This is a genomic window from Clostridium sp. D5 (assembly GCF_000190355.1).
GTDB classification, from domain to species: domain Bacteria; phylum Bacillota; class Clostridia; order Lachnospirales; family Lachnospiraceae; genus Faecalicatena; species Faecalicatena fissicatena_A.
The window spans coordinates 625,279-634,181 of the sequence record NZ_GL870809.1; the positions used below are offsets into that span (position 1 = coordinate 625,279).

At 47.3% G+C, this 8,903-nt stretch carries 7 protein-coding genes and 6 tRNA genes; all 13 read left to right on the plus strand.

Annotated features, from left to right (window positions below; translation table 11 throughout):
* Positions 1-160 precede the first annotated feature (160 nt).
* The 13 genes from HMPREF0240_RS02720 (at position 161) to HMPREF0240_RS02780 (ending at position 8,504) form a co-directional block, all read left to right on the plus strand.
* Positions 161-1,312: a class I SAM-dependent RNA methyltransferase gene (locus tag HMPREF0240_RS02720; protein ID WP_035312296.1), complete on the plus strand. Its 1,152-nt coding sequence runs from the start codon at positions 161-163 to the stop codon at positions 1,310-1,312.
* Between the two features lie 12 nt (positions 1,313-1,324).
* A complete protein-coding gene (locus HMPREF0240_RS02725) occupies positions 1,325-1,927 on the plus strand; it encodes an XTP/dITP diphosphatase (protein WP_009001924.1) in 603 nt (200 codons plus the stop codon).
* An 83-nt stretch (positions 1,928-2,010) separates the two neighbouring features.
* The gene (locus HMPREF0240_RS02730) at positions 2,011-2,493 is read left to right on the plus strand and encodes a metallophosphoesterase (RefSeq protein WP_009001925.1); all 483 of its coding nucleotides are present in this window, start codon (positions 2,011-2,013) and stop codon (positions 2,491-2,493) included.
* A gap of 154 nt (positions 2,494-2,647) precedes the next feature.
* Positions 2,648-2,722: transfer RNA gene (locus HMPREF0240_RS02735), tRNA-Pro, on the plus strand.
* Between the two features lie 4 nt (positions 2,723-2,726).
* Positions 2,727-2,797, plus strand: a tRNA-Gly gene (locus tag HMPREF0240_RS02740).
* Positions 2,798-2,846: 49 nt separating this feature from the next.
* A tRNA-Arg gene (locus tag HMPREF0240_RS02745) sits at positions 2,847-2,920 on the plus strand.
* 5 nt (positions 2,921-2,925) lie between these two features.
* Positions 2,926-2,999, plus strand: a tRNA-His gene (locus HMPREF0240_RS02750).
* A 46-nt stretch (positions 3,000-3,045) separates the two neighbouring features.
* Positions 3,046-3,117 (plus strand) — tRNA-Gln (locus HMPREF0240_RS02755).
* Positions 3,118-3,154: 37 nt separating this feature from the next.
* A tRNA-Lys gene (locus HMPREF0240_RS02760) sits at positions 3,155-3,227 on the plus strand.
* A 281-nt stretch (positions 3,228-3,508) separates the two neighbouring features.
* Positions 3,509-5,563 carry an FAD-dependent oxidoreductase gene (locus tag HMPREF0240_RS02765; protein ID WP_009001926.1) on the plus strand — a complete coding sequence of 685 codons (2,055 nt, stop codon included), beginning with the start codon at positions 3,509-3,511 and terminating at the stop codon, positions 5,561-5,563.
* 16 nt (positions 5,564-5,579) lie between these two features.
* Positions 5,580-6,869, plus strand: coding sequence for an aconitase X (locus HMPREF0240_RS02770; protein ID WP_035312298.1), 1,290 nt, complete (start codon positions 5,580-5,582; stop codon positions 6,867-6,869).
* Positions 6,869-7,333 (plus strand): DUF126 domain-containing protein, encoded by a 465-nt coding sequence (locus tag HMPREF0240_RS02775; protein ID WP_009001928.1) that lies wholly within the window; start codon positions 6,869-6,871, stop codon positions 7,331-7,333. The genes HMPREF0240_RS02770 and HMPREF0240_RS02775 overlap by 1 nt, the downstream gene beginning before the upstream one ends.
* A 16-nt stretch (positions 7,334-7,349) precedes the next feature.
* Positions 7,350-8,504, plus strand: a complete 1,155-nt coding sequence (locus tag HMPREF0240_RS02780; protein WP_009001929.1) for a hypothetical protein — start codon at positions 7,350-7,352, stop codon at positions 8,502-8,504.
* Positions 8,505-8,903: the final 399 nt, after the last annotated feature.

The window sequence follows — 8,903 nt, forward strand, 5'->3', positions numbered from 1 at the left end:
TGTTTACAGGCTTGCCTGTGAACGGCAGCGATATTGGACACAGGTTTAGGACGTAGTAAAGTTCAACTTTACTACGTCCTAAATTTATAGTAATATGTATACATATATTGTAAAATAATATAGATAAAGATTTTATTATATTGTCCGATTGGAGGATTTGATGAATAATACACTGGAATTGATAGCACCTTGCCATTTTGGCCTGGAGGCGGTTCTGAAGAGAGAAATTCAGGATCTGGGGTATGAGATTGCACAGGTGGAAGACGGAAGAGTAACTTTTTATGGAGATGAGAAGGCAATCTGCAGGGCGAATATATTTCTCCGCACCGCAGAACGTATTTTATTGAAAGTGGGATGCTTCAAGGCTGAATCCTTTGACGAATTATTTGAAAATACCAAAGAAATCCCCTGGGAGACTTTTATCCCGAAGGACGGGAAATTCTGGGTGGCCAAGGCCGCTTCAGTGAAGAGCAAGCTTTTCAGCCCGTCAGATATACAGTCGATTATGAAAAAAGCTATGGTAGAGCGGATGAAAGTGCATTACCATATGAAATGGTTTGAGGAGAATGGAGCGTCATACCCGATCCGTGTGTTCCTGATGAAGGATATGGTTACGGTGGGGATCGATACTTCCGGAGTATCCCTGCATAAGAGAGGATACCGTCAGCTGTCCAGCAAGGCTCCTATTACAGAGACTCTGGCCGCGGCACTGATTATGCTGACGCCCTGGAGCAGGGACCGGATTCTGGTGGATCCTTTCTGCGGCAGCGGTACATTTCCTATAGAGGCAGCCATGATGGCGGCGAATATAGCGCCCGGTATGAACCGGTCATTCCTTGCGGAAGACTGGAAGAATGTGATCTCCCGCCATGCGTGGTATGAGGCGGTGGATGAGGCGAATGACCTGATTGAGGAGGATGTGGAAGTAGATATCCAGGGATATGATATAGATGCAAGCGTAGTGAAGGCGGCGAGACAGAATGCGCAGGATGCCGGAGTGGACCATATGATCCATTTTCAGCAGCGGGATGTCAGAGACCTGAGCCATCCCAAAAAATATGGGTTTATTATTACCAACCCTCCTTATGGAGAAAGGCTGGAGGAGAAGCAGGCGCTGGCATTGCTTTATCAGGAATTCGGAGAGAGCTTCCGCAATCTGGACAGCTGGTCTGCATATATGATTACCAGCTATGAGGATGCCGAGCGGTATTTTGGACGGACGGCGGATAAGAACCGTAAGATCTATAACGGTATGATCAAAACATATTTTTACCAGTTCATGGGGCCGAGACCTCCGAAGCCAAAGGAATAGAGGAAAATAGATATGGACAAAAGAATCATTTTTGCAACAGGCAACAAAAACAAGATGGAAGAGATCCATATGATTCTGGCTGATCTTGGGATCCCGATATACTCTATGAAAGAGGCGGGAATCGATATTGATATTGTGGAGGACGGGACAACTTTTGAAGAGAATGCGATGATCAAGGCGAAAGCAATCGCAGAGTTACTCCCGGATGACGTGATACTTGCGGATGATTCCGGGCTGGAGATCGATTATCTGGACAAGGCTCCCGGAATATATTCTGCAAGATATGCAGGCGTTGACACCTCCTATGATGTCAAAAACCAGATGCTTCTGGATCAGCTGGAAAACGTGCCGGATGAACAGCGTACAGCACGCTTCGTATGCGCGATTGCGGCTGTTTTCCCGGACGGGACTTCAGAGACTGTCAGGGGGACGATAGAAGGGATCATTGGACACGAGATCACAGGCGATAATGGCTTTGGGTATGACCCGATCTTTTATGTACCGGAATATGGCTGCACGACTGCACAGATGGAACCGGATAAGAAGAATGAACTCAGCCACAGAGGGAATGCCCTGCGGGCAATGCGCGAGATCATGGAAAGAAAGTATACCTAAGGGCATCAAGTAATATATGACCTGCAGGCAGATTTTCAGCAGAGCCGTAAATAATAGATAAATTAAGAACAGGGATGAATAAAATGAAAGTTTTGATCGTTAGCGATACGCATGGAAATCACTTTAATTTGGACAGAATACTGGATCAGGCCGGTGCAGTGGATATGTTTATCCATCTTGGCGACGTGGAAGGCGGAGAGGAGTATCTCAACGCGGTAGTGGACTGTGATAAACATATGGTAAGGGGCAATAATGACTTTTTTTCCGATCTTCCCAGGGAAGAAGAGTTTTGTATTGGAAGTTATAAAGTTTTTATCACCCACGGACATGGCTACTATGTATCTCTGGATCCGGAATATATCAAAGAAGAGGGAAAGGCCCGCAATGCAGATATCGTAATGTTTGGCCATACGCACCGCCCATACCTCGACCAGGGGAAGGAAATTACGGTCCTGAACCCGGGCAGCGTCTCATACCCGAGACAGGAGGGGCGCAAGGGAAGCTATATGATTATGGAGCTGGATGAAAAAGAGAAGCTTAGTTTCCATCAGTATTATCTGGACTGAAGGTTTGAAATCAGGCGTTTTTTGGCTAAAATAGTTGCCTGTAAAAAAAATGTAAAAAAATAAGGAAAAAAATAAAAAATTATTGTTGACATAAGCTGAACCTTATTATATAATAACTATTGCGTCACGGAAAAAGTGACAAGCATAACTACATCGGGGTGTGGCTCAGCTTGGCTAGAGCGCCTGGTTTGGGACCAGGAGGTCGCAGGTTCGAATCCTGTCACCCCGATAGTGCGGGTGTAGTTCAATGGTAGAACACCAGCCTTCCAAGCTGGATACGTGGGTTCGATTCCCATCACCCGCTTTCTTACAGCAGTATGTTGTAAGGACCGAGACAGGGGATAACTTCATAAGAGTCTGTAGCTCAGTTGGATAGAGCAACGGCCTTCTAAGCCGTAGGTCGAGGGTTCGAATCCCCCCAGGCTCGTTGTGGTGGGTGTGGTGCAGTTGGTTAGCGCGCCAGATTGTGGTTCTGGATATCGTGGGTTCGAGTCCCATCACCCACCCTTGTTTTTAAGTACTGGCAACGCAGTGTCAGATATAAGTCTTTATTGGGCTATCGCCAAGCGGTAAGGCACAGGACTTTGACTCCTGCATTCGCTGGTTCGAATCCAGCTAGCCCAGTTTGCCTGGGCACAGGCGGGATAATTGAATAATATAAGGGCGTGTAGCTCAGGTGGTAGAGCACTTGACTTTTAATCAAGTTGTCCGGGGTTCGAATCCCCGCACGCTCATTATAGGAAGTACCGTAAACTCAGTAATTACTGGGGTTACGGTATTTTTATGTTTTGCGTCTTCTGTTGGAAATTATCCGGGATAATGCTCCGTAATTGCTGCATTTTCATATTAAAGTCCCATTTTTGTCCTGTATTATTGGCGGTGCTCTGTATATCCCGCCGCAGTCTGGATGACTTGATTTGCAAAGGAATCCATGGTGTCTCGCTTCCATCTATGGTACAATATGGTTAACATAAAGTGTGCATGGTTTAAGAAAGAAAGGCGGGAGAGAATGAGGATGGATGCAAAATTAGAACCTTTATTTACTCCATGGAAGATCGGAAACTGCGAAATTAAAAACCGTATCGTTTTAACTTCCATGGGAGGAACAAATCTTTTCGGTTGGATGGAAAAGAACCATTTCGACAAAGCCGGAGCAGAGTTTATAATGGAGGTGGCAAAGAATAATGCCGGCCTGATATTGCCGGGATGCCAGCCGGTTTATAATCCTATGTTCGGGAAGTGGCTTTATAAGAACAAGAAGATGTATGAAGATTTAAAGAACTGGCTCCCTGAATTCCACAAGACAGGAGCCAAACTGTTTGTCCAGCTGACCGCAGGTTTTGGAAGGTCATTTACGATCAGCGAACTGATGGAGACACTTTATACAAACAAGTTTTTAAGAACTGTTTCAAAACCGTTTATGAATCTGGATAAGATCACAGCCTCTGCTAGTCCTTCACCTAACCGCTGGTCGGATAAGGTTCCATCCAGGGAGATGACTGTAGAAGAGATCCGTGAATTTGTAGAGGCTTTTGCGAAGTGTGCAAAGATGCTTCAGGATGCCGGTGTAGACGGCGTGGAGATCCATGCGGTTCATGAAGGGTACCTGCTGGACCAGTTTACTCTGAAATATGTGAATCAGCGTACGGACAGGTACGGCGGCTCTTTTGAAAACCGCTATCGTTTCCCTGTGGAAATCGTGCAGGCAATTAAGAAGGAGTGTGGAAAAGATTTCCCGGTATCCTTAAGATACAGTGTCCTCTCCAAGACGAAAGGATTCCGGGAAGGGGCTTTGCCGGGAGAAGATTACATCGAGGCAGGAAGGGATATGGAAGAGTCGGAAAAGGCCGCAAAATATCTTCAGGATGCCGGTTATGATATGCTGAATTGCGATAATGGGACGTATGATGCCTGGTACTGGGCGCATCCGCCGATCTACATGCCCGAGAACTGTAACCTGGAGGATGCAGAACATATCCGGCGGTTTGTGGATATACCGGTTGTCTGTGCAGGTCGGATGGAGCCTGGGACTGCGGCCCGTTCCATTTCGGAAGGAAAGATTGACGGAGCCGGGTTTGCGCGTCAGTTTCTGGCGGACCAGGAGTGGGTTTCCAAGATGATGGATGGCAGGGAGGAAGACATCCGTCCTTGTATTTTATGCCATAACGGGTGTTTTAATATGTGCCATTATAAAGGCGTTCCGAATGACCAGGATCTCTCTGACAGCCTGCACCTGGCCAGGTGTGCGGTGAATGCAGAGACGATGCAGACGGATAAACACCACATAGTGAAAACAGCCTCTCCTAAGAAGGTACATATTATCGGCGGCGGAATCGGCGGTATGGAGGCTGCTAGAGTCTTGAAGTTAAGAGGCCATGAGCCGGTGATCCATGAAAAGAGCGATGTTCTGGGCGGCACTTTTATTCCTGCAAGTGCGGAATCTTATAAAGAGAAACTCAGAAGCCTGCTTACCTGGTACAGACATCAGATGAAAGAACTGAATATAGAAGTCTGTCTGAATGAAGAAATCAGGGATGCGGCACAATTTGGAAATGATGCAGTTATAATAGCCACGGGTGCGGCCCCCAGATTACTTAAAAATGTGCCTGGATATGAGTTGATGATTGAGGCGTGTGATTATTTAAATGGTGCAGAGGTTGGAGAAGTTGTGGCTGTAATCGGCGGCGGTCTGACGGGAAGCGAGATCGCTTACGAGCTGGCGCTGAAAGGGAAAAAGCCGGTTATAGTAGAGATGAAGGATGATCTGATCGCCCAGAAAGGCGTCTGTCTGGCTAACAGCTCATATTTGCGGGAATGGTTTGCACTCCATGAGGTTCCGGTATATCTGGAGACCACTTTGAAAATGGTAAAGGAAGGTGCCATTATCTGTCAGGCGAAAGACGGCACGGACGTGGAGATTGCGTGCGATTCCGTAATCAGTTCCGCAGGCTACATTTCCACTCCTTTAGCAGAAAAGGGAAAGGGCGTTTATCTGGTCGGAGACTGTATGAAGGTGGGAAATCTCAAAACGGTTATCTGGAGCGCATATGAAGCAGCGATGAAGATCTGACAGGAGGCGGGGATAAATGATCAAATATAAAATGAAGCTGTCGGCTGAGCAGGAGGCTCTCCTGGGCGGCAGCAAAGGCGATATTATGGCGAAGGTGATGGAGACTATGATTCGTTACGGCGAACTTTTCGGAGCAGAATCTATGATTCCGATTACCAGTAAATATAATCATCTGGTTACTTCCTTTGGACTGAAGGCTCTGGGGCCTGTCTATGACCTGATGGAGAAACTGATCGATGCAGGAGCACTTTCTGATCAGAAATTCACTGCCGATCCAAGACCTTTGGATAAAAACGTGCCAAGTTCTTTTATTCAGAATATTGTATTCAACCATTTTATGTATACGAAGCAGGATTTCTATGAGAATCAGCTGAACAAACTGGGCTTGCTTGACAAGGATGCCTTTACATGCACCTGCTATATGGATGAGGTGGGAAACGCCCCCGGACAGGGGGAAGTCCTTTCCTGGTCAGAATCCTCCGCCGTTGTATATGCAAATTCGGTACTGGGAGCAAGATGCAACCGGAATTCCGGGATTATCGACCTGATGGGATCAGTGGTCGGATATGTACCGTATTTTGGGCTGCTGACGGATGAAGGGCGCAAAGCAGAATGGATTGTAGAAATCAGGACGACAGAAAAGCCGGAGGCACAGCTTCTGGGATCGGCCATTGGCATGAAGGTTATGGAAGATGTGCCCTATATTGTGGGGCTGGATAAATGGCTTGGCACTTTGGATGAGGATGCAAAGACATATTTAAAAGATTTCGGTGCAGCCACAGCGTCTAACGGGGCCGTTGGGCTGTATCATGTGGAAGGAATCACACCAGAGGCTGTGCAGCAGGGAAAGGCTCTTCTGTCAGAAAATGCAAAGGTATATGTTATTGATGATGCAGAATTGAAACGGGTATATGACAGCTATCCGGTTATCTGGAAAGACAAAAAAGCAAAGCCAAAACTATGCTTTATGGGGTGCCCGCATATGAGTCTGAACCAGCTGAACAGCTGGACGGAAAAAGTGGAGCGTGGGCTGAAAAAAGCAGGCAGAGACAAGGTTGTGATTCCCACCGTATTTACGGCGGCTCCGGCGGTATTGAAGATATTCGAAAACACTCCTTATGCCGCAAGACTGAAAAAGACAGGGGTGATCGTTTCTTACATCTGCCCTCTGATGTATATGAATAATCCGCTCAGTGCCAGTATGCCTGTTATTACATCCAGCAATAAACTGCGTACATATACAAGTGCAAGGTACTATACGGATGAGGAGATTCTGGAACAGATTACAAAAGGAGGGAACGTGTAATGAAAAGTTTTCAGGGAAGAGTTGTTACTCCGGGAAATATTACGGCACAGGCGCTGGTATCTCATGAAGGTTTGAATACACTGGCTTCTTTCCAAAAAGCGCTGCAGTTCGGTGATAAGAAGGCAACCTGCGGAGATCAGAATAATGCGGATTTATATGGAAAACAAATGGCAGGCAAAGCGCTCTGCCTTCCGAGAACGATCGGTTCCACTACAGGCGGGCTTGTACTGTACTGCGCCTGTTCCATGAAGCGGCAGCCGGCCTGTATGCTGTTTTCTGAACCAATAGACTCGCTGGCCGGAGCGGGGGCAATACTGGCAGATGTTTGGCTTTCGGATGTCACAATGCCGGTGGTGGATTCTCTCGGGGAAGCGTTTCTGGAATATATTAAGGATGATATGACTGTTACAGTGAAAAGCGATGGAGTTGTTGAAGTGGAAAAGCAGCCAGGAATTGAGAGATGAGAGGAGTACAGGCAAAATGCGTAAGAGATTGGCAGCATTGCTTATATGCGTATTGTTAGGCGCTTGTCTGTCTGCCTGTTCTGGCGGGCAGAAAGAGGCGCCGGAGAATAATCAGGACAGTAGGAAACAGCAGGAAGTGCAGAACGTGCAGAGTTCGGAAGTACCGGAAACAACAAACACGCCGCAGAAAACCAAAGCAGCGGAACCGGCGAAGAGAGACTGTTTGGACTGCGATAGCTTAGGGGATGTCTCATGTCCTCCGTGTGGAGCCACCGGTACAGTGCAGTGTCAGAAGTGTGAGGGAAAAGGTGCGATTATATGTGAATATTGTGATGGATCGGGGACTCTTTACTGCGCGTCCTGCGATGGCACGGGGGAAGGCCCCTGTGCGGCCTGTGATGGAACGGGGGTGTTTGGTGACGCGTATACAACGGTGCGCTCTGAGTGTGGCTTCTGCGGCGGAGACGGCCGCCTGGCCTGTGCCTATTGCGACGGAAGCGGTCTGAAAGAGTGCATTTGCGGTGGCAATACTGTATGTGACAATTGCCACGGGCAGGGGAATAAAGATTGTTCCACCTGTAATGGAGGGGGAAGGATCGTATGTGATACCTGTAAAGGGTCAGGCGATTATTCAGCGGTGCCCAAAGACAGCGACTCCGGGAAAGCGTCATCCGACAGTGCCCTGGCATCGGAGGATCAGGAAGACGGTATCCATATTTGTTCAAACTGTCAGGGAGAGGGTCGGACAGGTATATGCCAGAATTGTAAGGGAAAAGGATACGATACAAAGACAAAGCAAATATGCGTGGAATGTCTGAGTACCGGTAAAAATCTTTGTGAGGTCTGTGAGGGCTATGGGATGCTTGACAGCAATGGAAACGGTGTCAGTGCAAATACTGCGCCCGCGGGGAATGACAGTTCGGGCGGTCAGCATCATGCATCCGGCGGTAACAACCTTGGGCAGCCATGTCCTGAATCTAATTGCGAGGGAGGACGGCGTAAATGCAAGGTGTGCGGCGGCGGTGGGCAGGTAAAACGCACAGAATCCGCACCATACTATGGAGGATATAAAAGAGGAGCCACGACAACTTTTGAACGCTGCAGCGGCTGCGGAGGTGAAGGCTATACGGATTGTCTAAGATGCGGAGGCGATGGACGGGTCTATGATTAGGACGGGTATTGCTGCACGCTTTTTGAAAGATTCCAGTTGCGGCCCAAACAGCAGCCATGAATTTACTGCAAAACCATTTGAGATTATTTAAAAAGGTGAAGTGAAAAGTTTATTTCCACTTTGAAAACGGCAAAAAGAAAAGTGGCAATTACTCTTACAAAAAGAGCGATTACCACTTTTGGTATTCCTAAAAGTAGAATTAAGTGATACAATCAAGAAGAGAAATAACAAAGCTGTCTGCTCAGAAAGGGCTTTCTGGGCATGTTAAGAAAGCGGACTTTAGACGTGTTTTTAAAGGGGACAAGACTAAATTCCACTTGCTGGGACGTATATATTCCTGACAGCCGCCTGTTATTTCTTTCTTTAATTTCAGCTCTTATCAATCTTTCTTCTTCAACA